Source organism: Erwinia aphidicola, from assembly GCF_014773485.1.
Lineage (GTDB): Bacteria > Pseudomonadota > Gammaproteobacteria > Enterobacterales > Enterobacteriaceae > Erwinia > Erwinia aphidicola.
The window spans coordinates 115,254-140,764 of the sequence record NZ_JACXBP010000002.1 but is presented as its reverse complement, the minus strand read 5'-3'; the positions used below and the strand labels follow the sequence as shown (position 1 = coordinate 140,764).

The window sequence follows — 25,511 nt, the reverse complement described above, 5'->3', positions numbered from 1 at the left end:
TATGTCCCAGGCTGCTCTGAATGTCCGTAACCGCGAAGCGCAGGAAAAAGCGCGCACCGGGCGCAGTAACGGTTCACGCCTTGCCGGGATGATCTTTCTGGCGATGGTACTGGGTGTGATGCTGGCCGGTGGGTTTGTGGTGCTGAAATGGATGAACGATGCCTCGCAGCTGCCGCTGTCAAAGCTGGTGGTGACCGGGCAGACGCACTACACCACCAATGATGACATCCGCCAGGCGATTTTATCGCTTGGCGAACCTGGCACTTTTATGTCGCAGGATGTGGATGTTATTCAGCAGCAGATTGAGCGCTTGCCGTGGATCCAGCAGGTGAGCGTGCGCAAGCAGTGGCCGGACGAATTAAAGATTCATCTGGTTGAGTACGTTCCGGTTGCACGCTGGAATGATGTGCATATGGTTGATGCAGAAGGCAAATCGTTCAGCGTCCCGGCCAGTCATCTCGGTAAAGAAAATATGCCGATGCTGTATGGCCCGGAAGGCAGCGAATCTGAAGTGTTAGCCGGCTACCACCAGATGAGTAACGCGCTGGCGGCCAGCAAATTGAAATTGAAGGCGGCGTCCATGACCGCAAGGCGTTCATGGCAGCTGGTGTTAGAAGATGACACCCGTCTGGAGTTAGGGCGTAACGAGGATATGAAACGTCTGCAGCGTTTCATCGAGTTACTGCCTACCCTGCAACGTCAGGGCCAGGCGGAGAACAAACGTATCAGCTACGTAGACCTGCGTTACGACTCTGGCGCGGCAGTAGGATGGGCACCGGCGCCGATGGCGGCCGCTGACAGTAATCAGCAACAGCAACAGAATCAGGCACAGGCTAAACAACAATGATCAAGTCGACGGACAGAAAACTGGTAGTTGGACTCGAGATAGGCACCGCGAAGGTTGCCGCCCTGGTAGGGGAAGTTCTGCCTGATGGCATGGTTAATATTATCGGGGTGGGCAGCTGCCCGTCTCGCGGGATGGATAAAGGCGGCGTTAACGACCTGGAGTCGGTAGTGAAATGCGTTCAGCGCGCTATCGATCAGGCCGAACTGATGGCGGACTGTCAGATTTCGTCGGTTTACCTTGCATTATCGGGCAAACATATCAGCTGCCAGAACGAAATAGGGATGGTTCCTATTTCCGAAGAGGAAGTGACGCAGGAAGATGTGGAGAATGTGGTACATACCGCTAAATCCGTCCGTGTTCGCGATGAACACCGCATCCTCCATGTTATTCCGCAAGAATATGCGATCGACTATCAGGAAGGGATCAAAAACCCGGTCGGATTATCGGGCGTGCGCATGCAGGCGAAAGTGCACCTGATCACCTGCCACAACGATATGGCGAAAAACATCGTCAAAGCGGTTGAACGTTGCGGCCTGAAAGTTGACCAACTGATTTTCGCCGGTCTGGCATCGAGCTTTGCCGTGCTGACCGAAGATGAGCGCGAGCTGGGCGTCTGCGTAGTCGATGTCGGCGGCGGAACCATGGATATCGCGGTTTACACCGGCGGCGCACTGCGCCACACCAAGGTTATCCCGTACGCGGGCAACGTGGTGACCAGCGATATCGCTTACGCCTTCGGCACTCCGCCAACCGACGCGGAAGCGATCAAAGTGCGTCACGGTTGTGCGCTGGGTTCGATTGTTGGCAAAGACGAAAACGTCGAAGTGCCAAGCGTAGGTGGGCGTCCACCGCGCAGCCTGCAGCGCCAGACGCTGGCTGAAGTGATTGAGCCGCGTTACACCGAGCTGCTGAACCTGGTGAATGACGAAATCCTGCAGCTGCAGGAGCAGCTTCGCCAGCAGGGCGTGAAACATCACCTCGCGGCCGGAATTGTGTTGACCGGCGGCGCGGCACAGATTGAAGGATTGGCGGCTTGCGCCCAGCGTGTCTTCCACACGCAGGTGCGTATCGGACAGCCGCTGAACATTACAGGATTAACGGATTACGCGCAGGAGCCTTACTACTCAACGGCGGTGGGCTTACTGCACTACGGAAAAGAGTCTCACCTTAACGGTGAAGCAGAAGTAGAAAAAAGAGCCTCAGTGGGTAACTGGTTCAAGAAAATCAACAGCTGGCTGAGAAAAGAGTTTTAATTTTTACCATAGGGGATCATGCTAGACTTATTTAGTGATCTCCAGGCGAACAGGCACATAACGGAGAGAAATTATGTTTGAACCAATGGAATTAACCAATGACGCGGTGATTAAAGTCATCGGCGTCGGCGGCGGCGGCGGTAACGCCGTAGAGCATATGGTGCGTGAGCGTATCGAAGGCGTTGAGTTCTTCGCGGTAAATACCGATGCTCAGGCATTGCGTAAAACTGCGGTAGGCCAGACGATTCAGATCGGTAACGGAATTACTAAAGGTCTGGGCGCTGGGGCTAACCCGGAAGTCGGCCGTAACTCCGCCGAAGAAGATCGCGAAGCACTGCGTCAGGCACTGGAAGGTGCAGACATGGTATTTATCGCTGCGGGTATGGGCGGTGGTACCGGTACGGGTGCTGCGCCAGTCGTGGCTGAAGTGGCCAAAGACCTCGGTATTCTGACCGTTGCAGTGGTGACTAAGCCATTCAACTTTGAAGGCAAAAAGCGCATGGCTTTTGCCGAGCAGGGGATTGCCGAGCTGTCTAAGCACGTCGACTCACTGATCACCATTCCAAACGACAAGCTGCTGAAGGTGCTGGGTCGCGGTATCTCTCTGCTGGACGCGTTCGGCGCGGCTAATGACGTGCTGAAAGGCGCGGTACAGGGTATCGCAGAACTGATCACCCGTCCGGGCCTGATGAACGTCGACTTTGCCGACGTGCGCACCGTGATGTCCGAAATGGGCTACGCGATGATGGGGTCTGGCGTGGCCTGTGGTGAAGACCGTGCGGAAGAAGCGGCAGAAATGGCGATCTCCAGCCCACTGTTGGAAGATATCGACCTGTCTGGCGCACGCGGCGTGCTGGTTAACATCACTGCTGGCTTCGACCTGCGTCTGGATGAGTTCGAAACCGTGGGTAACACCATCCGCGCCTTCGCATCTGACAACGCAACCGTGGTTATCGGTACTTCCCTTGACCCGGAAATGAACGACGAACTGCGTGTGACCGTGGTGGCTACCGGTATCGGCATGGACAAACGTCCAGAAATTACGCTGGTGACCAATAAGCAGACCACTCAGCCAGTGATGGATCACCGTTACCAGCAGCACGGTATGGCCCCGCTGCCACAGGAGCAGAAACCTGCGGCGAAAGTGGTCAACGATCCGGGCACACAGACTAACAAAGAGCCTGACTATCTGGACATTCCAGCCTTCCTGCGCAAGCAGGCAGACTAGGAATAACCCGAGAAATTGGGATTCTTCGCTCTTTGTGTTAAACTGTTCGCCCGCCAGTGAAGTAAACTGGCGGTCGGATGGCTAATTTTTGCGAGATAATGCGATGATCAAACAACGGACATTAAAACGTATTGTTCAGACGACTGGCGTCGGGTTACATACCGGCAAGAAAGTCACGCTGACGTTACGCCCTGCGCCGGCTAATACCGGGGTCATCTATCGTCGCACTGACTTGAATCCACCGGTTGATTTCCCGGCTGATGCCAAATCCGTGCGTGATACCATGCTCTGTACTTGCCTGGTTAATGAGCATGACGTACGTATTTCGACAGTCGAACACCTGAATGCAGCCCTTGCAGGCCTTGGCATTGATAATATTGTGGTGGAAGTGAACGCGCCTGAAATTCCAATTATGGATGGCAGCGCCGCACCCTTTATCTATCTGCTGATGGACGCAGGTATTGAAGAGCTGAATAGCGCTAAGAAGTTTGTGCGCATCAAACAGCCTGTCCGGGTTGAAGATGGCGACAAATGGGCTGAGTTTACGCCGTACAATGGTTTCTCACTGGATTTCACCATTGATTTTAACCACCCGGCGATTGACTCCAGCTCCCAGCGCTACCGCATGGAATTCTCTGCGGAAGCCTTCGCGCGTCAGATCAGTCGTGCTCGTACTTTCGGCTTCATGCGTGACATCGAAGCACTGCAGTCCCGTGGCCTGTGCCTCGGCGGCAGCTTTGACTGCGCAATCGTGGTAGATGACTACCGCGTATTGAACGAAGATGGTCTGCGTTTTGAAGATGAATTTGTGCGTCATAAAATGCTCGATGCTATCGGTGACCTGTACATGTGTGGCCACAACATCATTGGTGCGTTTACCGCATTCAAATCTGGCCATGCCCTGAACAATAAGCTGTTACAGGCTGTTCTGGCTAAGCAGGAAGCATGGGAATGGGCAACGTTTGAAGACGAAGCAACACTCCCGGTGACATTCAAGGCACCAAATCTGGTTCTGGCGTAACCCAGAATCAAACGCTCCCCCAAATAATTGCAGCAGCAGCTGTAAATATGAAGGGGGTATTAACGACTGGTTGAGCTGGTACCCTCTCCGGCCAGTGAGGCCAGTCGTTCTAATATTTTCTTCAGCTTTTCCGGGCTTTGGCTCGCGACACTCCGTAAAATCTCCGCGCTATGCTCACTTAGCTGCCTCATAGGCGGTTTCTCCGCGTCTTTCGCTCGAGTGCTGTTTTCTTGCACAGATTCCTGGCCTTTTGCCGCCAGCGATGGATTTATCCTGATGTCGATCGACGTCAATGATGGTAATATTTGCGCACGTAAAGCTGACAGCAAGCTGGACTGTTCGTAGCGTAAGCGCATCAGCCAGTTAGCATTAGCCGTTTCGATCACCAGAACGCCCTGACGGAAGTTTGCCACGCGGCACCAGGGATGCAGTTGAGCAGGAAGAATGCCCTGCACTGCGCGGTTCAGTTTGTTCAGAGCAATAGCTCGCTGCTGCACGTTTTGCAGCGCGCTCTTCTCCTGAGCATGGTCGAAAAAACTCTCAATTGATTGTGGGCGACTATCGCGCATAGCAAGCTCCGGCGGAACACAGTGATCGGTATTCTTAATCGTTGGCGACAATTTGGCAGACGCTATTTCTGGCCGCATCTCCTGTTGGGGATGGTCGCGGCGAGTCTTGGCCTGCCGCACGCGTCAGCGCACGATCGCCCTACCTTAGCAGAAACCTCGTCGCGAAGCCTGAATATTGGCACGGCGGTGCGTTTTGAGAGCCTGGCGCTGCTGGAGAGCGCGCGTCGCCCTTCATTCAGCGTAGATTACTGGCATCAGCACGCGATCCGCACGGTTATCCGCCACCTGTCATTTACGCTTACGCCTTCGGTTTCTCCGGTAGCGGAAGAGACCCAGCCGCTTGAAGCCCATAAGCTGGCGCTGCTCGACACCCTTAACGCGCTGCTGACCCATGAAGCGAAACCGCCGGTCATCATTCGCACGACGGCCCAACGTCAGGTTGAAGCCGTTCCCCGCCATCAAACCGGCCTGTGGCTGGCACAGGTTCACGGCATTCGCGCCGGACCGCTATCTGCACTTAATTCATAACAACCAATCTGTTTAAAATTAAACGTTAAGTGTCCATCGTGAACGCGGTGGCTGAGAGAATTATTTACTATGTTAATCAAATTATTAACCAAAGTTTTTGGTAGCAGTAACGACCGCACGCTGCGTCGTATGCGCAAAGCGGTAGACCTGATCAACAAGATGGAACCCGATTTCGTTAAGCTGTCTGACGACGAGCTGAAAGCGAAAACCGTTGAGTTCCGCGCACGCCTGGAGAAAGGCGAAGAGCTGGAAAACCTGATCCCGGAAGCGTTCGCCACCGTTCGTGAAGCGAGTAAACGCGTATTCGGCATGCGCCACTTTGACGTGCAGCTGCTGGGCGGTATGGTGCTGAACGATCGCTGCATCGCCGAGATGCGTACCGGTGAAGGTAAAACCCTGACGGCAACGCTGCCAGCCTACCTTAATGCGCTGAGCGGTAAAGGCGTCCACGTGGTTACCGTGAATGACTACCTGGCCCAGCGTGACGCCGAAAACAACCGTGCGCTGTTTGAATTCCTTGGTCTGAGCATTGGTATCAATCTGCCAGGCATGCCGGCTCCGGCCAAGCGTGCCGCCTATGCCGCCGATATCACCTACGGCACCAACAACGAATACGGTTTTGACTACCTGCGCGACAACATGGCGTTTAGCCCGGAAGACCGCGTGCAGCGCAAGCTGAACTACGCGCTGGTGGATGAGGTTGACTCCATTCTGATCGATGAAGCGCGTACGCCGCTGATCATCTCCGGCCCGGCGGAAGACAGTTCCGAGCTGTATATTCAGGTGAACAAAATCATTCCGCGCCTGATCCGTCAGGAGAAAGAGGATTCCGACACCTTCCAGGGCGAAGGCCACTTCTCCGTTGATGAGAAAGCGCGCCAGGTTCACCTGACCGAACGTGGTCTGGTCGCCGTTGAAGAGTTGATGGTCAGCGAAGGCATTATGCAAGAGGGCGAATCCCTCTACTCGCCGGGCAACATCATGATGATGCATCACGTCACCGCCGCACTGCGCGCGCACGTGCTGTTTACCCGCGACGTTGACTACATCGTTAAAGATGGCGAAGTGATTATCGTTGATGAGCACACCGGTCGTACCATGCAGGGGCGTCGCTGGTCTGATGGCCTGCATCAGGCGGTGGAAGCCAAAGAGGGTGTGGAAATTCAGAACGAGAACCAGACGCTGGCCTCGATCACCTTCCAGAACTACTTCCGTCTGTATAACAAACTGGCCGGGATGACCGGTACCGCCGATACCGAAGCGTTTGAATTCAGCTCAATCTACAAGCTGGATACCATTGTCGTGCCGACTAACCGCCCAATGGTGCGTAAGGATCTGCCGGATCTGGTCTACATGACCGAAATGGAGAAGATCGGCGCGATCATTGAAGATATCCGCGAGCGTACCGCTAACGGTCAGCCGGTGCTGGTCGGTACTATTTCGATTGAAAAATCCGAAGTGGTGTCCCATGAGCTAAACAAAGCGGGCATTAAACACGAAGTGCTTAACGCTAAATTCCACGCCCGCGAAGCGGATATCGTGGCGCAGGCGGGTCAGCCTTCAGCCGTGACCATTGCGACCAACATGGCGGGTCGTGGTACCGACATCGTACTGGGCGGCAGCTGGCAGGCAGAGATTGCCGCGCTTGAAAATCCAACCGAAGAGCAGATCGAAGCCATCAAGAGCGCGTGGAAAGTTCGCCACGACGCGGTGCTGGCTTCAGGCGGTCTGCATATCATCGGTACCGAACGTCATGAGTCGCGCCGTATCGATAACCAGCTGCGCGGTCGTTCTGGTCGTCAGGGCGACAACGGTTCATCCCGTTTCTACCTGTCGATGGAAGATGCCCTGATGCGTATTTTTGCCTCGGATCGCGTGACCAACATGATGCGTAAACTGGGGATGAAACCTGGCGAAGCGATTGAGCACCCGTGGGTGACTAAAGCGATTGCAAACGCCCAGCGTAAAGTGGAAAGCCGCAACTTTGACATCCGTAAGCAGCTGCTGGAGTACGATGACGTTGCCAGCGATCAGCGCCGTGCCATCTACACCCAGCGTAACGAACTGCTCGACGTCTCTGACGTGTCAGAAACTATCGCCAGCATTCGTGAAGACGTGTTCAAAGCCACCATTGATGGCTATATCCCACCGCAGTCTCTGGAAGAGATGTGGGATGTTGCTGGCCTGCAGGAGCGCCTTAGCAACGACTTCGACCTCAATCTGCCGATTGCCGAGTGGCTGGATAAAGAGCCGGATCTGCATGAAGAGACGCTGCGTGAGCGCATCATGGAAGAGGCGAGAACCCAGTATCAGCGCAAAGAAGAAGTGGTTGGCGTGGAGATGATGCGCAACTTCGAAAAAGGCGTGATGCTGCAAACGCTGGACTCGCTGTGGAAAGAGCACCTGGCGGCGATGGATTATCTGCGTCAGGGTATCCATCTGCGTGGCTACGCGCAGAAAGATCCCAAGCAGGAGTACAAGCGTGAGTCCTTCGCGATGTTCGCCGCAATGCTGGAGTCGCTGAAATACGAAGTGATCAGCACCCTGAGCAAAGTTCAGGTGCGCATGCCGGAAGAGATCGAGCAGATGGAAGAGCAGCGCCGTCAGGAAGCTGAACATCTGGCGCAGCAGCAGCAGCTGAGCCACGCTGATGCCGACACGGAAGCCGCGCAGTCACTCTCTGAGCAGACTGGCGAGCGTAAAGTGGGGCGTAATGACCTGTGCCCATGCGGTTCCGGTAAGAAATATAAGCAGTGTCACGGCCGTCTGGCTTAACCCAGCAGCACGGTAACATCGAGAGGCGGCGATGCCGACCTGATGTCAGCCAGTGAAGCGAATAAAATTGCCGCAGCGGATAACGCTGCGGCTTTTTTTTTGCCGCGACTGAGGCAGGGCTCCGCCCCATCTGCCCCCCGCGTATTGCGGCGGCAGGAAGGAATAAAAAAAAACGCCCCCGGCCATTCAGGCCGGGGGCGTCAGGGTATTAAATACCTGCTTTCCGCTACATGGATTCAGGTATTAGTGCTTATGAGACTTAGCCGCAGTGCCCACTTCGCTCCACGCATCTTTCCAGTAGCCGCCGACGCCCGGCTCGTAGTGGTTAGCGCTGGCAGCGTAGATGGTGCACCAGCCGCTGGTCTGGCCTTTTTTACACTCATACACTTTGCCATCTTTTGGCTGCAGAACTTTGGTGCCGCCTACGTACTGCTTGATGTTTTCCGGGTAGGTGAACTGGTAATCACCGCCGCCAGCCGCTTCGCTCAGGGTCAGATCGAAGCTCTGCTGCAACATCTGCTGATCGCGGGTGATACCCACTACGGTCAGGGTGTAGTTGCCTGGCTTCAGGTTCTTATTTTGCAGCGCCACGTTAACGCTACCGTCTTTCACCGTTTCGCTACCAAAGCCGAGCAGGGTGTTATGTTTATCGAACAGCTTGGCGTTAATCACCATCTCACCGGTCACGGTAGCGGTCAGCTCAATAGGTGCGTGGCCATCGGTAATGGTGTACTGATTTTTTACCCCGCCAATCTCCATCACCGGTTTAACTTCTTCGTGCGTGTCCAGCTCAATTTCCACGCGCGTCAGGCCGCTGCCATCGCGGGTATAAATGGTGTTCATCCCCTCAACCGGGTTAACTTCGCCCTGGTTATTTTTCTGGCCGGCGCGCAGGTCAGGCTGTTGCGCATTGATACGTGCAGCCAGTGCTTTTGACCAGATGTTGATATCGCCTTCGGCGTCGCTGTTAATGTTGAGGGTGGTGCTCAGCTCAGGGCGCTCATCAGGACCAAATACGCGGGTTTTCACGCTGTCGCCCGCTTTCAGCGCCAGTTTTGGCGAGATGGTGCCAATGGTTTTTTTCCACTCGGAAGGGACGGTATCTTCAAACTCGACGTCGATCATCTTATAGAAGGTGTTTGTCGTGTTAGACACTTCCCAGTTGGCGTAAATAACGTGGTAACCGCTGCGCTCCGGGATAGTACAGCTGTGGGTGATATCGCTTGGTGGAACAATCTCTTTACCGTCATGCACGCAGAATGGCGTTAATTCAAACGAGTCGCGCGTCAGGACTTTATTCGGATTCCAGTCTGGCTTGGTGATAAAGTATTTCCAGTTCTGCGTGGCGTGCATGGCAGTGAAATGCCAGGAGAAGTCATGCTCACCGGCCTGAATCTTATTTTTTGCCCAGCGATCGCTAGTCTGTTCATTCAGTTTTGCAGCCAAACCTTCGCTATTTCCATTATCACCGCTAGCCAGCTTGCCATCCGGCGGCGTGCCAGCGCCCGGGAACCCTTTAGTAGACTCACCCACGCTCTGCGGCTCGTAGGCGGCATTGCCGCAGTCGGTGTTAACCCCTTTCTGACACAGCAGGTCGCGGGAAGGCGGCTCGGTAAGATAACCGTGGGCCAAAGCGCCACCGCTGACTAACAGTGAAGATAATGCCAGGGCGACTTTGTTCAGTTTCATCATTTTCTATTCCATAATTCCAGATATAAAGTGGATACCTGCCACAGGTCAGGTGCTCGTAGCCTAGGGAAAAAATGCAGGTGGGGTTACTTATTGAAACTTAAACAGCGTTAACGCCGCTGGCGGGGAATGGCTCAGGGCTGAAAACGGCTTAAATGACCTTAGCAAAACGGAGAGGTGAAACAGGGGATGTATAATTTCCCCTCTTTATATCTCCCAAAAGATGACCTTAATGATGAAGTTAGTGTTTCCCGCTCTGCTGCTCAGCACGCTGGCGCTTACCGCCTGCCAGCATCACCAGCCTGCGGCAGCCGTGCCGGTTGCCAGCCAGCTCTCTCAGCTCTCTGCCGTTGTGGCTTCCGCCAGCTGGCTGCGCCAAAACTGCAACCGTAGCGATATTGCGGCGGACGATCGCCTGGCCGCCAGCGCACTCTTGCTGGCCGCAGAGCGGGGATGGGCGACGCCACCAGACTTTCGCCAGCAGCTGGCGGCGCAGGTTGCCAGCCGCATGAGCGCGCTGGATGCGGATGCTCCCACGCTGGCCGACAAATGTGCGGCGCTGAACCAGTCCAGCGCGCCCTTTATTCACTTTACTCAGAAAAAAGAGTCAGCGGTTGCCGCTCAGCCACAGTAACCAGCCGGCAACGGCCAGAAAAGGGCCAAACGGCAAAGCGGCGCTGAGGGGGCGCTGCCACAGCAGGCGCGCCATCAGCGCCCAGCCAATCCCGCCAATCGAAGCCAGCAGCAGCAGCTGGGGCAACGGTTGCCATCCCAGCCACGCACCCAGCGCCGCCAGCAGCTTGGCATCCCCCAAACCCAACGCCTCTTTCCCGCGCAGCCAGTACCAGCCATGTGCCAGCAGCGCCAGCACGCCATAGCCCGTAATGGCTCCGGCAACGCTGGCGTGGAGCGTAACGGCGGGCAGCCAGGCCAGCAGGTTAGCCAGCAGGCCAAGCCACAGCAATCCCAGCGTCAGCAGATCGGGCAGTAGCTGATGTTCGGCATCAATTACCATTAGCGGCAGCAGCAGCCAGCTTAGCAGCAGCGTCGCCAGCAGCAGCGGGCCACAGGGGAAGATGGCGCTGACCGCCAGCGTCAGTAGCAGGGTGACCCCCTCCATCAGCGGATAGCGCACGGCAATCCGCTGCCGGCAATGACGGCAGCGGCCCTGTAGCCGCAACCAGCTGATGAGCGGAATATTGTCGCGCCACTTCAGCGGCGTTTGACACTGTGGGCAGTGTGAAGCGGGTAGCCACAGGTTGAAACCTGCGGGCGCCTGCGCGGTGATCATCAGCGGCAGTCGCCAGCAGACGACATTCAGCAGGCTACCTACCGTCAGACCCAGCGCGGCCAGCAGCAGCCAGTAAGCGGCATCAGCGAACATCGTTCAGCTCCAGCAGCGTCAGGCGCAGCCGTGTTTCCTGCCGTTCCAGCCGCAGGCGGGTAGCCTGCAGGCGCTGCTGCTGCTCCAGCGATATCAACACATTGATCAGCGGCTTAAACTCCACGGATTCGGCACTGGCAATCAGTGCGCCATTTGCCCCCGGCTGCAGCGACAGGCCGGTGAGCTGATTAAGGGTGGCAATGTCGGGCCGCGCGGGTAATACCGCCTGCATACGCGCCTCAAGCTGCTGCATCTGCTGCCATGCTCGCTGCTGCTGTTGCAGGCGTGCTGCCGCCTGCTGCTGCCACGCAACGGCACCCTGCCGGGCGCTGTAAAGCAGGGCAACGCAGGCCACGACCAGGCACAGCAGCAGCAGAGCCTGCTCGCGCGGCTGTCGAGACTGCCAGAAATGGTGTACGCGTTGCTTCATGGTTCCCTTCCTATAATCAGCTGGTTATGATCCTGCAGGTCAACACGGATACCCGCGGGTGCAGCCTGCAGGGCTGTCGCTGCCAGCGGTGTGGCGAAGTGTAAGTGCAACTGCTGGCGTGCTGCATCCCATTCCAGCCGCTGCAGGGCAGTTGTATCCAGATTTGCGAGCAGTGCCTGAGATGCCGTCATCAGCGACAACAGCCCTGAGGTGGAAGGGGCGGCTTCCAGCCGCTGCAGCTGGTGGCGAAATGCTGCGCCCGCATCGGTCGGCGACTGTCCGTTAAAATAGTGCTGGTAACGCTGCAGCGCCTGCTGGTTTATCTGCCCGGCGGCGCGGTTAAACTGCCAGCCCTGCCACAGCGGTACGGCAGGCAGGGCCGCAAGCGAAAGCAGCAGCGCGGCAGCCAGGCAGTGCAGGCTTTTACCCCAGCGGATGGCCGGAGAAAATGCGCCATGCAGTAGAGAGAAGCAGGGTGGTTTAGCGGGCAGCGCTGGCCACGCCACCTGGGGTAAACCCGCCAGCGTAGGGTCAAGCGTCTGCAAATGTGCGACATCGCCAGAGGGCAGGCTGACGCCAGCAAAGGGCGCATGATGTGCCAGCCACTGTTCGCCAGCCTGGCTGGCATGCCCCTGTGGCAGGCACATGACGTCCGGCAGCGCGTAACTTACCCTGAGGCCACTTTGTGCGATGTGCGCCAGCGTGGTACGTAACCACTCTGCGTCAATCGCCACCAGATGCTGCTGCCCGGCCTCTTTTGCCAGCACGGTGATATGCAAGGCTTCGATATCGCCCAGCGCAAACCCCTCCAGCTGCCAGCGCAGGGCCTGCGGCGAGATCCTGCCGCCGCCGCCGCTGGCGGTATAAAACAGACAGCGTTCCGAGGGGACCGCAAGCCACACCTGGTCGCCCTCAAGCGCCGGGCAAGGGGCATCCTCTACGCCCGTGCTGCATTCGCCAGAGGCGGAGCGATAGTGCCAGTGCCGCAGGTTTCGCCCGGCACCGCTGAAATAAAGACAAAGTAATCCGCTTTGCCTGCGTGCAAATGTGATCATGTCGTTCACTCACTTAATCCATAAAGCCGGGCAGTGACCCGATAGCTTTCATCCTGCTGTTCAATCCGGCTACGTAATGCGCTAAAAATTGTCGGATGATCGCCCCAAATCAGCAGTTCAAAGTAGCGGCTCTCGGTTACCACCACGCTTTGCAGGGTGGCGATAGCAGGTTCGAGCGTCCGGCTGCTTATCCCGCTAACCAAAGCATGAATGTCTTTCCACCCCTCAGGGGGACGGGCATCAAGCAGCGATTGCAGCTGCGTGGAGGAGAGCTGCCCGGCAAACAGCGCGCTGAATAACGGCATCTGGCGTGCAGTCAGGCCATTCACGTTGATGTTGAGTCGGGTTTCCGGCGTCACGCACAGCAGCGGCTGCAGTTTTTGCCACAGGGAGGGGGTGACCGCAGGCAGCGTTCTCAGCTGGCTGACTTCATCAAACAGCCGCCATTTGTTGACCTGCGGGTCGGGTTTAACCGAGGCAATAAGCTGCTGCATCAGGCGGTCGGCTTCCTCTTTCTTCAGGCCAAGCTGGCCCAGCATGCGCAGAAAAAGCTGGCGCGCGAGGGAGGGTAAAGCAGGCTGCTGGTCTTCCGCCACCCTCTGCATCAGCAGCGCATTCAAATTGAAACAGGCCTGACGATCGCGCAGCCTGAAGTGCAGCAGCTGTTCACCAAACTGCTGCTGGCGCGCCGCATTAAACGGCTGCTGCAGCGGCTGAGTGGTGAGAAACCACTGCTCTGCACCCAGCAGGTCCCATTTCGCCTGCAGCATAGCCTGCCGGTTGCCCGCCTGGGCCACAGCCAGGTTGCCATACTGATTGCTGGTGGTTGCCAGCAGCGCCATCATGGCGATCATTAGCAGAACCACCAGCAGCGCCATTCCGCGCTGTTGCCGCTGCATTATTGCCCGCCGCTTAGCAGAATGATGGTGGAAAGCTGGCCGTAATCCGGGGTGTGCAGCGTGACCTCTATCGCCTCGGGCAGGCTAAACGCTGCGGGCCAGACAGCCTGCCAGCTCCCCGCCGACCAGAAGCGTAGCTGCACCCGATCGATCCGCTGAAAGCGGGCTGTGATCTCATTCGACTCAAGATTTTCACGCAGCAGGCCGCTATCAGCCAGCCGCCAGCGCACCCTCTGTAATGAGGATCGTGGTGCGATGCTGGCGGGAAGGGTGCTGTTACGCCGGGTAAACTGCAGCAGCGCCGCCGGCGTATTACTGATAAATGCCGGGTGCGCGTGAGAGCGCTTTTCATCCTGTGACGGGATCATTGCCTGTGAGAGATCGCGATCGAGCAGTGCAAACAGGCGGCCAATCTCTTCCCGCCTGGTGACGTTCTGGCGGATCTGTTCGTCGCTGCGCATAACCGCCTGCAGGATCTGATAGCCCGTCAGGCTGAGAACGGCAAAAATTGCCAGCGCCAGCATCATTTCAATCAGGGTAAACCCCTGCTGACTGCGCATCATGATTTGCCCTGCCAGCCGTGCAGCGTAGCCAGTGCGGCCTGCTGAGAAGGGTCGAGACGCACCTCAATTTCCAGCGCCCTGATTTGCGCATGACGGGTGCTGACGCCGCGCCAGCGCCAGTACCAGCGCCGCTGCGCCATCGACGTGTTGCCATACTGCCAGCTTTGCGGCGGCCAGACCTGCTGCAGCTGTAGCTGTGCGAGTTGATTATCCGCCACCAGATAAGCGAACTGTTTCTCCTCCAGCCGCGACAGATTACGTACCTGCTCACCGCTGGTTTTCATCAGTGCCAGACCGGCAATCGCCAGCAGCGCCAGCGCGACCATCACCTCCAGCAGCGTCATCCCCCGTTGCTTCATGGTGACTCCGATAACACAGCCTCACCGCTGCGCGCGGTGATGCGGGTGGCGCGCAGCCCAGGGCTGCTAATCCGCAAAGTAAAAGCGGGTTGGCTGCCATCCGCCAGAAACAGCAGCGATGCTGGCAGCGGCACCGTTCTGCACTCCACGATTAAACTCAGCTGCCCGGGCTCAGGCAGGTCGAGCTGCACCAGGCGCGTGCCAAGTGGCTGCCAGTGGTGTCCCGGAAACGGCGTTTCGCCCTCAGAGTGGCCAGCCGCCAGGCGGAAAAGCGTGGCCTGCTGCTGGCTCACCTGAAGCCGTATCACTCCACCATCGAGCTGCGGCTGGCCGATCGCCTGGCGAATCATCACCAGCAGTTTCTCCGCCTGTGGTCTGGTGCTGGCCGCAGGCAGGGTGGCGATGGTTCCCAGGGCAATAATGCTTAATAGCAGCAGCACCATCATCATTTCCAGCAGCGTAAATCCGTTCTGGCGCGGCATCAGTCGCTTGCGGTCTGCCAGTTGGTAATATCGTCCTCAGTGCCGGCGACCCCATCCGCCCCCGCAGAGAAAATATCCACGCTGCTCTGTTTCCCAGGGCTTACCAGCTGGTAATCATTGCCCCACGGGTCCTGCGGCAGGCGGCGAATATAGCCATCGCTGCGGTAATTCTGCGGAACGGGCGGCAGGGCTGGTTTACTCACAAGCGCTTTCAGCCCCTGCTCGCTGCTGGGGTAGCGGCTGTTGTCCAGCCGGTACATATCCAGCGCATTTTCCAGCGTCACGATATCGCTGATGGCTTTCTGACGATCGGCACGATCTTTATTGCCCATCAGACTGGGGATCACCAGGCTGGCAAGAATGCCGAGTATCACGATCACCACCATCATTTCGAGCAGGGTGAAGCCCCGCTGCCTCTGTTGATTAACGCCTTGTTCCATAATGATTTATCCTACCAGGTTGTTGAGTTGTAAAATGGGTTGCAGGATCGCCAGCACGATAAACAGCACCACGGCGGCCATCACCACCACCAGCAGCGGTTCGAACAGGCTGACCGCCAGCGTCATCTGGCTGAGAAACGCGCTATCCTGCATATCTGCGCAGCGCGCCAGCATGCTGTCCAGCTCGCCGCTGCTCTCTCCACTGGCGACCATATGACGCATCATTGGTGACAGTAGCTGCGTCTGTTCAAGCGCCAGCGTCAGGCTGCTGCCTTCGCGTACCTGCGTGGCGGCCTGTTCAAGCTGCTGGCGAATAAACTGATTGGTCAGCACCGTGGCACCGATGCTCATCCCCTCCAGCAGTGGCACGGCGCTGTTGCTGAGAATGCTGAGGGTGCGCGCATAGCGGGCGAGGTTGAGATTGAGAACAATACGTCCCACTATCGGCAGCCGCAGTGTCGCCTGATGCCAGCGCAGGCGGTGTCGTGGCTGGCGCAGCAGCAGATGGGCAGCGCCAGCCGCCAGCAGAAGCAGCACCAGCAGTGGAAATCCAGTGCGACGCACCAGATCGCTGAGCGCCATCAGCAGGCGGGTCGACAGCGGGAGCGCCTGCTTCATGTGCACAAACTGTTCCACCACGGTAGGAACCACGGCGGCCAGCAGCACAGAGATCACGCCAATAGCCACCAGCGTCAGCAGTAGGGGATAGATCAGTGCCTGAGTCAGCTTACTTTTGAGCTGCGCACTCTTTTCGCTGTAGTCTGCCAGCTGCTCCAGCACGCTATCGAGCTTGCCCGAGGCTTCGCCGGCAGCGATCATCGCCTGATAGAGTGGGGGAAAGATGGCGGGGTAGAGCGCGACCGCGTACGCCAGCGTCGCCCCCTCCAGCACCTTCTGGCGCAGGGTATGCAGCATGGCGCGGCCCGCAGGGCGGGTGGTCTGATTTTCCAGGGCCAGCAGCGCCTGTTCCAGCGGCAGTGCGGCAGCGACCAGCGTGGCCAGCTGGCGTATCAGCAGCACGCGTTCCCCGGCGGAGAGCGCGCTGCGTTGGAGGCTCAGGCCTGCCCGCTGTACACGCAACTGCAACGGCTGCAGCTGCTGTTCGCGCAGCCGCTGGCGTGCCAGCTGCGCAGTGTCGGCTTCAAGCACCCCGCGCACGCGCTGTCCCTGGCGGTTAACGGCCTGATAACGAAAACGCATCTTAGCTTTCATTCCTTGTCACGCGCAGGATCTCTTCCAGCGTGGTGATCCCCTCCTGCGCTTTTTGCAGTCCATCCTGCTGCAGGCTCTGATAGTCAGCGCTGACCAGTTGATGCAGCGGCTGCTCGCTATGCGGGTGGCTTATCGCCCGACGCAGGCTGTCATCAATGATTAACAGTTCGTGAATGCCGATACGGCCGCGATAGCCGCTGTGATGGCAGCGTTCGCAGCCCACTGCCTGCCAGAGCGTCAGCCCGCTGGAGGCGGAGGGGAAGTAGCTGAGCTGGGCCGCCGTCGCCGCCACCGGCTGGCGACAGGCCTGGCAGAGCCGGCGTACCAGGCGCTGAGAAAGCACACCCAGCAGCGAGCTGGCCAGGAGAAAGGGTTCAACGCCCATATCTCGCAGGCGTTCAATGGCGCCAAGCGCGCTGTTGGTGTGTAGCGTTGACAGCACCAGATGGCCGGTCAGCGAGGCCTGCACGGCAATCTGCGCGGTTTCGCTATCGCGGATCTCACCGATCATCACCACGTCGGGGTCCTGGCGCAGGATCGCCCGCAGCCCGCGCGCAAAGGTCATATCGATTTTGCTATTAACCTGAGTCTGCCCGATCCCTTCCAGTTCGTACTCGACCGGATCCTCAATGGTCATAATATTTTTATCATCGCCGTGGATCAGCTTCAGTCCGGCGTACAGCGTGGTGCTTTTACCTGAACCCGTAGGTCCGGTAACCAGTAAAATACCGTGCGGGCTGTGCAGCAGACGGGCCATATCCCGCTGCGCTGCAGCCGTCATGCCAATCGCCGCCAGACTCAGCGTCAGCCCATTTTTATCCAGCACGCGCAGTACAATACGTTCGCCATGCTGGGCGGGCAGGGTTGAGACGCGGACATCGATATTTCGCCCACCGAGGCGCAGCGAAATACGGCCATCCTGCGGCACCCGCTTTTCGGCAATATCCAGCCGGGCCATCACTTTGATGCGCGACAGCAGATAGCGGCTGAGCTGCACCGGTGGCGATAAAACCGGGCGCAGCATGCCATCAATGCGGAAGCGTACCGACAATACTTTTTCAAACGGCTCAATATGAATATCGGAAGCCCCCTGCTTGATCGCCTCGGTGAGAATGGCATTGATCAGGCGGATCACCGGCGCGCCGTCATCGCTGTCCAGCAGATCGTTATCCTCCGGCAGGTGCTGGACCGCCTGATCGAGGTCAAACTCACTGCCCAGTGATTCAAACAGCTCGGCAGAGCGGCTGTTCTGCTGGTAAACCTCCGCCACTTTCTCACTGAAGGCGGCCTCATCAAGCGGCATCAGCGAGCTTTGCGGCAGATAGCGCCGTGCTTCGAACAGCGCGGATATGCTGCTTTTGGGATGAAAGCACAGGGTCGCGTCAGGCAGCAGCAGCACCTGGTACTGCTGTACCCAGTTAAACGGCAACAGCGGCTGAGTCATGATGCATCCGCCCGCCAGAAGGTCGCGACATCCTGCTGCAGCTGCTGGAGCGCGTGGTTACTCTGGCGCACGTTAAGCTGCTGCTTCAGCGCTTTCTTGAGCGGCAGGTCTTCATTACCCTCATCAAGCTGCTGACGAAAGGTGTTCAGCTTATCTGAGCTGGTGCGGTCAAAGGCGTGCTGCTGACGAATGATGGTGGGGCGAATAAACAGCATGAGATTACGCTTGCTCTGCTTGTCGGAGCTGTAGCGAAACAGATGACCAATCAGTGGGATATCACCCAGTAACGGTACGCGACTTTCGCTACGGTTGTGCGCAGTATCGAGCAGGCCGCCGACCACGACGGTATTACCGCTGTCCACCAGCACCGCGTTTTTGACCATGCGCGTATTAAACGTCATGCCAAGCGGGTCACCGCTGCTTTGATCGGCAACGCTGGAAACCTCCTGCTCGATCTCCATCAGCACCGAATCGCCTTTGTTAATCTGCGGCTTCACCTTCAGCTTGATGCCGACACTTTTGCGCGCCACCGAGTTGAATACCCCGTCGCCGCTGGTGGTTTGTGAACCGGTGAGAATGGGGACATCCTGACCGACGGTGAATTCGGCTTCCATATTATCCAGCGTCACGATGCTGGGGGTGGCGAGAATATTATTCTGTCCATTGGTTTGCAGGGCGCTGAACAGCCCGGCCCAGTTACCACGATAAAACCCGGCGGCCAGCCCGCTGGTCTTGCTCAGCGCACTGGCGAACCCTTTATCCGGCAGCGTGGTAATAGGGGCATCAGTACCCGGGAACTGCGTGCCGCCAGCGTGACGGTTAAACCACTGTACGCCCAGCGCCAGGCCATCAGCGTCCTGCACCTCTACAATAATCGCTTCCACCTGAACCTGCGGGCGACTGATGTCCAGCCGTTTGATAATCTCTTCAAGGTCATCCATCACGTCAGGTGGTGCGTTGATAATCAGGGAGTTCGTGTGCGCATCGGCTTTCACCACAATATCTTTCATCATGGTGACGCCGCTGGCGGCCTTACCTTCGGCTTTGTCCTGCAGCGAACCGCTGACGCCGGTCAAAACGTCCAGCAGATTGTCAGCCTTGGCATGCTGCAGGTAAAACACGCGCGAGTTGCTGTGGCTGTCATTCTTCGTATCCAGATCGTGCGCCGCGTCAATCATCTGCTGACGCGCCTGCTCCTCGCCGGTAATTAACACGGCGTTGGTCCGGGTATCTGCCACTGCTTTGGCGCGCAGTTTGCTGCTGCTACCGGGCTGAGTGCTGTTATTCAATTGATTAAGGATTTCGGCAACCTGCGCGGCAGAAGCCCAGCGCAGTTTGACACTATCAACACTGTTGTCTTCCGGCTGGTCAATACTCTCGACTATGGCTGCCAGCTGCTGGATGACGGCGGCTCTGCCGGTCATCAGCAGCACGTTTGAAGGGTCGTAATGCACGACGCTGCCAGCTGCCGCGTCGTTGAGCTGGCGCAGCAGCGGGGCCAGCTCTTTGGCGGTAATATAATGCAGCGGAACCACGCGGCTGATCATTTCATCCCCGCTGGCCTGACCGTCAGCGGAAACCAGCGGGACTGCAGCACCTTTGGCATTTTTAGCCGGGATAACCTTTACCACGCCATTGTCCATGCTGATGGCGGCAAAGCCATGCACGTCGAGCACGCTAAGGAAAAACTGGTAATACTGCTGGTCATTCAGCGTTTCGTAACTGCGTACGCTGATTTTCCCTTTTACCGTCGGCTCAATGATGATGGTCTTGTTCAACGCCTTACTGACCGTGGTAATAAACTCGTCAATATCGGTATTTTTGAAATTAGCCTGGTAGCCCTGCGCATGGGCGCTAAGGGAAAACAGAAAGCCAGCCAGTAACAGCAGCATGCCACGGCCCGCCGGACGACATTGGGAGAAAATCATCTGCATAAATGTTCCAGAGTAAAGCGACTCATTTGATATAAAAGGCTTCATAGCGACCGTTATGGCGAATAACCACGCGGTCGGGGAAAATGCGAACCACAGAGGCTTGGGTGCCCGGTAACTGCTCTGCGATGCTTACCACCCGCTGCTGATTGCCGTGCTGGAAGACGGCCATCGAGAGCCGGGCATCGCTGTTGCTAAGCAACCCGCTTAACCGGAACGGCAGTGAACTTTGCACGGCGTGCACGATTTGCTGGTCTTCATCCCCCGCCAGCGTGGCAGCCGAGCTGGCCTGGGTGGCGAACCACTCAAGTGCCTGCAGCGACGCATAAGGTTTTGCTGGCGGCGGCAGTGGGGCCGGCTCATTACGCTGCGCCACGGGTGAAGGCTTGCCTTCGTAGTGAAACGCAGCGGTGAAAGAGGTTAGCGGTAATAGCAGACTGAAAATAATGATCCTGCCTGGTGTTAACACCCGACGACCCCAAAAAAGAAGATCCTGACCAACCGGTAATATCATGATTAATAGTGTGAAACCTTAAAGATTAAATTAGCGGATAGCATTTAAAAACCACTGCCTTAGGGAAGGTCGATTAAGCTTATCTTTCTTTTCTACGGCTTTTACAGCACTGCTTTCGCAAAAGTCATTGTGCCTGGATTCTGCTTCGATCTTCATCAATAAAGGTTTGTTAAGCTTTAATCCATAGTAAGGGACGGTGATCAAAATATCTCCCGGCAGCTGATGGCGTTGCAGTAGTGCCCGTAGTTGAAAAACTAACTGGTGATAGTTATTATCCCGAATGTATTGATGATTCTCGTACCAGACGATATTGATAATTTCTCTTTTGTTATTAATATTGGTTAACAGGCAGATTAACAACCGCTTTTGCGTTTCACTTAACGGGATGCTGAGCTTTCTGCTGGGAATATTAAGCGTATTGAGCTGGCAATCCACCGTTAAAATGTTATCGAAATGAATGTGATCAATATCGAGAATCTTTTCGCATTGCTGAACACTTAGCATTGTAGATATTCCTTGGTAATTTCCACGTCACCTGATTTTTTAGCAGATCTGACCAGGGCAAATGTTCATGCAAAATGTTCTGATTAACGGACACTTTGATGTTGAAATGCAATTGACCTGAATCGCCATCTGATTTGAAGGATATAGATAACTCTCATCAGCCTGCAATACAAGCTGTAGGGGTTAATTTGTAAAGTTATCTATGTATATGTTTTATATGGTTTTTGTGTGTTTTATTAATGGATTAATTAAATTTTAAAACCCATTATCACCTTGCGCAAAGGGCTTTTTTTTCATTATGTTTTTCTGTGAAATTTATGAGGGTGCCAGAGAGTACGCTACCAACTCATTTTCTTCAGGATAGGATTGCCTGCAAGGTGGTGAAAAAAAACAGCCAGTACATGCATGACAATCAGTATAGACAGCGTCACGCAGGAGATAATATGCAGCTGATGGAATGCACTGGTCAGAGCTCCGCCCTGAAGCGGATGGGGAAGTTGGACCAAATTAAATATATTAATATCCCTTTCCATCATCATCACGCCGGTAAAAAGCACCAAAGCAGTATTGATATAGATAATGATATGCACCGCATTGGCTAAAGCATGGTTGTCGGGTTTTCTTTTAATATTGGCTGGTTTTCCCGATTTGATCGCGTAATATATACGAAGAGCAAAGAAAGGAACAAACAGTGTTGTCACGGATACATTGATAAACCCTACGAACTCTTTTACATGCTCTGAAGTATTTCCTAAGAAAATATAAAAGCCACTTGTCATCGCCCATATAATAACGATGGCGGAAATCCAGTGTAATAACACTTGCACCGGTGAGTACTTAGTCATTGTTTTTCCTTCTGCTATGATGTTCAGCATCATTCATTTTACTGATGCCAGGATGATTCATAGTGGAATACACTAAGCAAATACTCGCTGCGGGGTAAAATTAAACTCTCTTATTTTACTTATTGTCCGGGCTGTTAACACCTGCATCCTGTAAAGATGCGTATGTGCGGCAGCAGGACAGTACTGTCAATCGATGATAGAGTGGCGCGGTTCAAATTAAACCCTGGCAGAGTGAATAAGCATGAAACATTTACAGGTAGCAGTAGGCATTATCCGTAACGGCGCTCGGCAGATTTTTTTGGCTCAGCGCGCCGCCAGTTCGCATATGGCAAACATGTGGGAATTTCCAGGCGGTAAAATCGAGAGTGGCGAAACGCCAGAGCTGGCGTTGAAACGTGAGCTGCAGGAAGAGACCGGCATTGAGGTGCTGAGCGCCAGCGCATACGGGATTGCCGACCATACTTACGCCGACCTGCGCGTGACGCTGCACTTCTTTCTGGTTGAACAGTGGAATGGCGAGCCGTATGGGCGGGAAGGGCAGCCGTCACGCTGGGTGGATCAGGCTGAGTTGCAGGCCGATGAGTTTCCACCGGCCAACGCGGAGCTGGTGGTGCGCCTGAAAGCTGAAGCGCATCAGGCCACGCCGTAACCTTAACTGCTAGTCGCGATCGAGCAGTTGCTCACTCCAGCTTTCGTTGTCATTCAGACCGTCGCTGCTGGGAATACGCTTCTCTTCAGCGGCCCATTCGCCAAGATCGATCAGCTGGCAGCGCTTGCTGCAAAACGGACGCCAGCTGCTAAGTTCATCCCAAATGACCTGCTTGCCGCAGGTCGGGCAGTTCACCATGGTTACATCACTCATACAATTACCTCAACAACAGGCCAGCTCAAAATCGAGACGGGCGGGAACTTCACCCCGTTCGCTATCCAGCGGCAGAAAACGGATGGCATAACGGCTTTTATGACCGGAAACCTGCGGATAAAGAGAGTCGTCCAGCTTTAACTGCAGGCGCAGCAGGTCAGCACCCTCGGCGTTATCCTGGAAGAAACCGTTCAGGCTGGTGTGGTTGCGAAAAATCCCGGACTGACGGATCAGGTCGAGGATCATCGTCAGTGCATCGCGCATTGGCGCCAGGGAGTTCAGCCAGATGGCCACCTGCTGGTCACGTAGCGGTTGTTCAATATGAAGCCAGATATGCAGCGTCGGCAGATCAAAGCTACAGCAGCCTCCCGGAATGCTTAAACGCTGACGCACCAGAGCAATTAAACGGTCTTCGCGCAGCTGCTGGCCCATGCGCGGGGCGGCCATCAGCGCCGCACCGCGGGTTTTCAGGTCGGCACGCAGGGCATCAATCGTGGCGGTATCGACGCCGGGAACTTCAGACCATGACTGCAGTTTTTGCTGCTGACGCTCCAGCTCTTTAAGGATTTCGGTGCGCAGTTCACCACGCTCAAACACGTCCAGCAGCTCGGCGGCATTGCGGAAAAAAGTCAGCGCGCCCAGGTGATCAACAATGTTCTGGCTGGCGCTAAGTTGCTTGAGTAAAAATTCGATACGCAGCCAGGTACGCATTTTTTCGTTCAGTGGATGTTCAAAAAGAACCGTTGTGCTCATGCTGTTAATCCCGATCGGTTGCTGCTGCCAGCGCCAGATAGCGCTGATGGAGATCAGCAACGCGCGCGATCGCCGTTTCGGGCGATCCGCTGTTATCAATAATGTCATCCGCCACTGCCAGACGCGCTTCACGCGAGGCCTGAGCAGCAAGAATATTTTCCGCCTGTTCACGGCTGATACCGTCGCGGCGTAGGGTGCGCGCCAGCTGGGTTTCACGGTCTACATCGACCACCAGCACCCGGTCAGCGAGGTGTTGCAAATGGTTCTCTACCAGCAGCGGAACCACCCACAGGCACCAGGCCGAGCGGGTCAATGCTAACTGCTTACGCGTCTCTGCATGGATAAGAGGATGTAACAGTTTGTTAATCCAGCTTTTATCCTGCGGCGAACTAAAGATTTTCTGCCGCAGCACGCCCCGGTTCAGCGAACCGTCCGGGTGCAGAATCTCATCACCAAAGCGTTGAGAAATGGCCGCCAGTGCCGGCTGCCCAGGCGCTACCACCTGGCGCGCAATCACGTCGGCATCAACAATATCAATGTCCAGTGCGGCAAAAGCGTTAGCAATGGTACTTTTTCCACTGCCGATGCCGCCGGTTAGCGCAACGATATAAGGCATGCTTTCAAGTTCTCGCTGCTTTGTTGACCTGATTTTACACCGCCCAGCTCAATTTTGAGGCGCAGATCACAAAGCAGTTTTACAGGTAAATTTAACGGATTGTAGCGTAAATAAAGCAAATTTCGCAGTCTTGTCGGCGCGTTTTTAGCGCGTATGATAGCGTCACTGGAACAGGCATTCAGCTTTATCCGCGCCGCGTAACCCCGAAGGGAGCGCTCCCGGATCACCGCCATCAACCAGGATAATCGTTATGCGTATCGAAGAAGATATTAAGTTAGGCTTTAAGGATGTTTTAATCCGTCCAAAGCGTTCCACCCTGCAAAGCCGTTCTCAGGTTGAGCTGGAACGTCAGTTCACCTTCAAACACTCCGCTATCAGCTGGTCCGGCGTTCCTGTTATTGCCGCCAATATGGATACGGTAGGCACGTTCAGCATGGCGACTGCGCTGGCTTCCTTCAATATTCTTACTGCCGTCCACAAGCATTACAGCGTTGAGCAGTGGCGTGAGTTTGTCATCCGTAGCACCCCCGAGGTATTGCGCCATGTAATGGTCTCAACCGGGACTTCAGATGCTGACTTTACCAAGCTGCAGCAGATCCTGGCCTTATCTCCGGCGCTAAATTTTATCTGTATCGACGTGGCAAACGGCTATTCCGAGCACTTCGTGCAGTTCCTGCAGCGTGCGCGTGAGGCCTGCCCGGGTAAAACGATCTGCGCCGGGAATGTGGTGACGGGTGAGATGGTGGAGGAGCTGATCCTCTCCGGGGCGGATATTGTCAAGGTGGGCATCGGTCCGGGTTCCGTCTGCACCACGCGGGTGAAAACCGGCGTCGGCTATCCGCAGCTTTCCGCCGTGATTGAGTGCGCCGATGCGGCACACGGCCTGGGTGGGCAGATCGTCAGCGATGGCGGTTGTTCCGTGCCGGGTGATGTGGCGAAGGCCTTTGGCGGCGGCGCTGATTTCGTCATGCTGGGCGGCATGCTCGCCGCCCACGACGAATGCGAAGGCACGCTGGTTGAGGAGAACGGCGAACAGTTTATGCTGTTCTACGGCATGAGCTCCGAATCCGCCATGAAACGCCACGTCGGCGGAGTGGCGCAGTACCGTGCTGCCGAGGGCAAAACCGTTAAGCTGCCGCTGCGTGGGCCGGTTGATCAGACCGCGCGTGACATCCTTGGCGGGCTGCGCTCAGCCTGTACCTATGTAGGCGCAGAGCGTTTAAAAGAGCTGACCAAGCGCACCACGTTTATCCGCGTTAACGAGCAGGAAAACCGCGTCTTTAATCGTTAAAGATTGCTGTTGACCTG

The 25,511-nt window shown here is 56.1% G+C and carries 28 protein-coding genes; 9 read left to right on the top strand and 19 right to left on the bottom strand.

Going from position 1 to position 25,511, the window contains the following annotated elements:
• The first annotated feature begins 1 nt into the window (after nucleotide 1).
• The 4 genes from ftsQ (at nucleotide 2) to lpxC (ending at nucleotide 4,349) form a co-directional block, all read left to right on the top strand.
• The gene (gene ftsQ / locus ID864_RS05110; protein WP_048914884.1) at nucleotides 2-847 is read left to right on the top strand and encodes a cell division protein FtsQ; all 846 of its coding nucleotides are present in this window, start codon (nucleotides 2-4) and stop codon (nucleotides 845-847) included.
• Nucleotides 844-2,100, top strand: coding sequence for a cell division protein FtsA (ftsA, locus tag ID864_RS05105; protein ID WP_048914885.1), 1,257 nt, complete (start codon nucleotides 844-846; stop codon nucleotides 2,098-2,100). The genes ftsQ and ftsA overlap by 4 nt, the downstream gene beginning before the upstream one ends.
• Before the next feature lie 73 nt (nucleotides 2,101-2,173).
• Nucleotides 2,174-3,328 carry a cell division protein FtsZ gene (gene ftsZ / locus ID864_RS05100; protein ID WP_048914886.1) on the top strand — a complete coding sequence of 385 codons (1,155 nt, stop codon included), beginning with the start codon at nucleotides 2,174-2,176 and terminating at the stop codon, nucleotides 3,326-3,328.
• Nucleotides 3,329-3,431: 103 nt separating this feature from the next.
• Nucleotides 3,432-4,349 carry a UDP-3-O-acyl-N-acetylglucosamine deacetylase gene (lpxC, locus tag ID864_RS05095; protein WP_048914887.1) on the top strand — a complete coding sequence of 306 codons (918 nt, stop codon included), beginning with the start codon at nucleotides 3,432-3,434 and terminating at the stop codon, nucleotides 4,347-4,349.
• 59 nt (nucleotides 4,350-4,408) lie between these two features.
• Here lpxC and ID864_RS05090 read toward each other — a convergent pair whose 3' ends face one another.
• Nucleotides 4,409-4,918, bottom strand: a complete 510-nt coding sequence (locus tag ID864_RS05090) for a DUF721 domain-containing protein (protein WP_048914888.1) — start codon at nucleotides 4,916-4,918, stop codon at nucleotides 4,409-4,411.
• A 21-nt stretch (nucleotides 4,919-4,939) separates the two neighbouring features.
• Here ID864_RS05090 and secM point away from each other — a divergent pair, with 21 nt between their 5' ends.
• Both secM and secA read left to right on the top strand, forming a co-directional pair.
• Nucleotides 4,940-5,446 carry a secA translation cis-regulator SecM gene (secM, locus tag ID864_RS05085; protein WP_048914889.1) on the top strand — a complete coding sequence of 169 codons (507 nt, stop codon included), beginning with the start codon at nucleotides 4,940-4,942 and terminating at the stop codon, nucleotides 5,444-5,446.
• Between the two features lie 69 nt (nucleotides 5,447-5,515).
• Nucleotides 5,516-8,221 carry a preprotein translocase subunit SecA gene (gene secA, locus ID864_RS05080; RefSeq protein ID WP_191149517.1) on the top strand — a complete coding sequence of 902 codons (2,706 nt, stop codon included), beginning with the start codon at nucleotides 5,516-5,518 and terminating at the stop codon, nucleotides 8,219-8,221.
• A 243-nt stretch (nucleotides 8,222-8,464) separates the two neighbouring features.
• On the opposite strand, the gene gbpA is transcribed toward secA, so the two are convergent.
• Nucleotides 8,465-9,913 carry an N-acetylglucosamine-binding protein GbpA gene (gbpA, locus tag ID864_RS05075; protein ID WP_099753869.1) on the bottom strand — a complete coding sequence of 483 codons (1,449 nt, stop codon included), beginning with the start codon at nucleotides 9,911-9,913 and terminating at the stop codon, nucleotides 8,465-8,467.
• Between the two features lie 229 nt (nucleotides 9,914-10,142).
• On the opposite strand from gbpA, the gene gspS reads away from it, so the two are divergent.
• Nucleotides 10,143-10,544 carry a type II secretion system pilot lipoprotein GspS gene (gene gspS / locus ID864_RS05070; protein ID WP_224750416.1) on the top strand — a complete coding sequence of 134 codons (402 nt, stop codon included), beginning with the start codon at nucleotides 10,143-10,145 and terminating at the stop codon, nucleotides 10,542-10,544.
• Here the strand turns inward: gspS and ID864_RS05065 are convergent.
• From ID864_RS05065 to ID864_RS05000, 14 genes are all read right to left on the bottom strand, one after another.
• The gene (locus ID864_RS05065; RefSeq protein ID WP_191149516.1) at nucleotides 10,518-11,294 is read right to left on the bottom strand and encodes a prepilin peptidase; all 777 of its coding nucleotides are present in this window, start codon (nucleotides 11,292-11,294) and stop codon (nucleotides 10,518-10,520) included. The genes gspS and ID864_RS05065 overlap by 27 nt on opposite strands.
• Nucleotides 11,284-11,724 carry a type II secretion system protein GspM gene (gene gspM / locus ID864_RS05060; RefSeq protein ID WP_048914895.1) on the bottom strand — a complete coding sequence of 147 codons (441 nt, stop codon included), beginning with the start codon at nucleotides 11,722-11,724 and terminating at the stop codon, nucleotides 11,284-11,286. Before gspM ends, ID864_RS05065 begins: the two co-directional genes overlap by 11 nt.
• Nucleotides 11,721-12,779: a type II secretion system protein GspL gene (gene gspL, locus ID864_RS05055; protein ID WP_191149515.1), complete on the bottom strand. Its 1,059-nt coding sequence runs from the start codon at nucleotides 12,777-12,779 to the stop codon at nucleotides 11,721-11,723. Before gspL ends, gspM begins: the two co-directional genes overlap by 4 nt.
• 5 nt (nucleotides 12,780-12,784) lie before the next feature.
• On the bottom strand, nucleotides 12,785-13,678 hold the full coding sequence (gene gspK, locus ID864_RS05050) for a type II secretion system minor pseudopilin GspK (protein ID WP_099753865.1): 894 nt from the start codon (nucleotides 13,676-13,678) through the stop codon (nucleotides 12,785-12,787).
• Entirely contained in the window at nucleotides 13,678-14,241 is a 564-nt protein-coding gene (gene gspJ, locus ID864_RS05045) for a type II secretion system minor pseudopilin GspJ (RefSeq protein WP_224750415.1), read from the bottom strand. Before gspJ ends, gspK begins: the two co-directional genes overlap by 1 nt.
• Nucleotides 14,238-14,600 carry a type II secretion system minor pseudopilin GspI gene (gene gspI / locus ID864_RS05040; protein WP_048914898.1) on the bottom strand — a complete coding sequence of 121 codons (363 nt, stop codon included), beginning with the start codon at nucleotides 14,598-14,600 and terminating at the stop codon, nucleotides 14,238-14,240. The genes gspJ and gspI overlap by 4 nt, the downstream gene beginning before the upstream one ends.
• Nucleotides 14,597-15,082, bottom strand: a complete 486-nt coding sequence (locus tag ID864_RS05035; protein WP_191149514.1) for a prepilin-type N-terminal cleavage/methylation domain-containing protein — start codon at nucleotides 15,080-15,082, stop codon at nucleotides 14,597-14,599. Before ID864_RS05035 ends, gspI begins: the two co-directional genes overlap by 4 nt.
• On the bottom strand, nucleotides 15,082-15,522 hold the full coding sequence (gspG, locus tag ID864_RS05030; protein WP_048914900.1) for a type II secretion system major pseudopilin GspG: 441 nt from the start codon (nucleotides 15,520-15,522) through the stop codon (nucleotides 15,082-15,084). The genes ID864_RS05035 and gspG overlap by 1 nt, the downstream gene beginning before the upstream one ends.
• 6 nt (nucleotides 15,523-15,528) lie before the next feature.
• Nucleotides 15,529-16,722, bottom strand: a complete 1,194-nt coding sequence (gene gspF / locus ID864_RS05025) for a type II secretion system inner membrane protein GspF (protein ID WP_048914901.1) — start codon at nucleotides 16,720-16,722, stop codon at nucleotides 15,529-15,531.
• A 1-nt stretch (nucleotide 16,723) separates the two neighbouring features.
• The gene (gene gspE / locus ID864_RS05020; RefSeq protein WP_191149513.1) at nucleotides 16,724-18,178 is read right to left on the bottom strand and encodes a type II secretion system ATPase GspE; all 1,455 of its coding nucleotides are present in this window, start codon (nucleotides 18,176-18,178) and stop codon (nucleotides 16,724-16,726) included.
• Nucleotides 18,175-20,106, bottom strand: a complete 1,932-nt coding sequence (gene gspD, locus ID864_RS05015) for a type II secretion system secretin GspD (protein ID WP_191149641.1) — start codon at nucleotides 20,104-20,106, stop codon at nucleotides 18,175-18,177. Before gspD ends, gspE begins: the two co-directional genes overlap by 4 nt.
• Nucleotides 20,107-20,134: 28 nt before the next feature.
• Nucleotides 20,135-20,485, bottom strand: a complete 351-nt coding sequence (locus ID864_RS05010) for a type II secretion system protein N (RefSeq protein ID WP_180276735.1) — start codon at nucleotides 20,483-20,485, stop codon at nucleotides 20,135-20,137.
• A gap of 168 nt (nucleotides 20,486-20,653) precedes the next feature.
• Nucleotides 20,654-21,127, bottom strand: coding sequence for a winged helix-turn-helix domain-containing protein (locus tag ID864_RS05005; RefSeq protein ID WP_099753859.1), 474 nt, complete (start codon nucleotides 21,125-21,127; stop codon nucleotides 20,654-20,656).
• Nucleotides 21,128-21,465: 338 nt separating this feature from the next.
• Complete coding sequence (locus ID864_RS05000; protein ID WP_224750414.1) at nucleotides 21,466-22,005, bottom strand: cytochrome b; 540 nt, start codon at nucleotides 22,003-22,005, stop codon at nucleotides 21,466-21,468.
• A 208-nt stretch (nucleotides 22,006-22,213) separates the two neighbouring features.
• Between ID864_RS05000 and mutT the strand changes: the two genes are divergently transcribed.
• Nucleotides 22,214-22,621 carry an 8-oxo-dGTP diphosphatase MutT gene (mutT, locus tag ID864_RS04995; RefSeq protein WP_099754497.1) on the top strand — a complete coding sequence of 136 codons (408 nt, stop codon included), beginning with the start codon at nucleotides 22,214-22,216 and terminating at the stop codon, nucleotides 22,619-22,621.
• Nucleotides 22,622-22,630: 9 nt separating this feature from the next.
• Here mutT and yacG read toward each other — a convergent pair whose 3' ends face one another.
• Genes yacG through coaE form a run of 3 tightly spaced genes read right to left on the bottom strand, consistent with a single transcriptional unit; the run spans nucleotide 22,631 to nucleotide 24,203 of the window.
• Nucleotides 22,631-22,834 (bottom strand): DNA gyrase inhibitor YacG, encoded by a 204-nt coding sequence (gene yacG, locus ID864_RS04990; RefSeq protein WP_048914908.1) that lies wholly within the window; start codon nucleotides 22,832-22,834, stop codon nucleotides 22,631-22,633.
• 9 nt (nucleotides 22,835-22,843) lie between these two features.
• Complete coding sequence (zapD, locus tag ID864_RS04985; protein WP_048914933.1) at nucleotides 22,844-23,587, bottom strand: cell division protein ZapD; 744 nt, start codon at nucleotides 23,585-23,587, stop codon at nucleotides 22,844-22,846.
• Nucleotides 23,588-23,591: 4 nt separating this feature from the next.
• The gene (coaE, locus tag ID864_RS04980) at nucleotides 23,592-24,203 is read right to left on the bottom strand and encodes a dephospho-CoA kinase (RefSeq protein ID WP_048914909.1); all 612 of its coding nucleotides are present in this window, start codon (nucleotides 24,201-24,203) and stop codon (nucleotides 23,592-23,594) included.
• Nucleotides 24,204-24,453: 250 nt separating this feature from the next.
• Here coaE and ID864_RS04975 point away from each other — a divergent pair, with 250 nt between their 5' ends.
• Nucleotides 24,454-25,494, top strand: a complete 1,041-nt coding sequence (locus ID864_RS04975) for a GMP reductase (RefSeq protein ID WP_048914910.1) — start codon at nucleotides 24,454-24,456, stop codon at nucleotides 25,492-25,494.
• The last annotated feature ends 17 nt before the right edge of the window (nucleotides 25,495-25,511 follow it).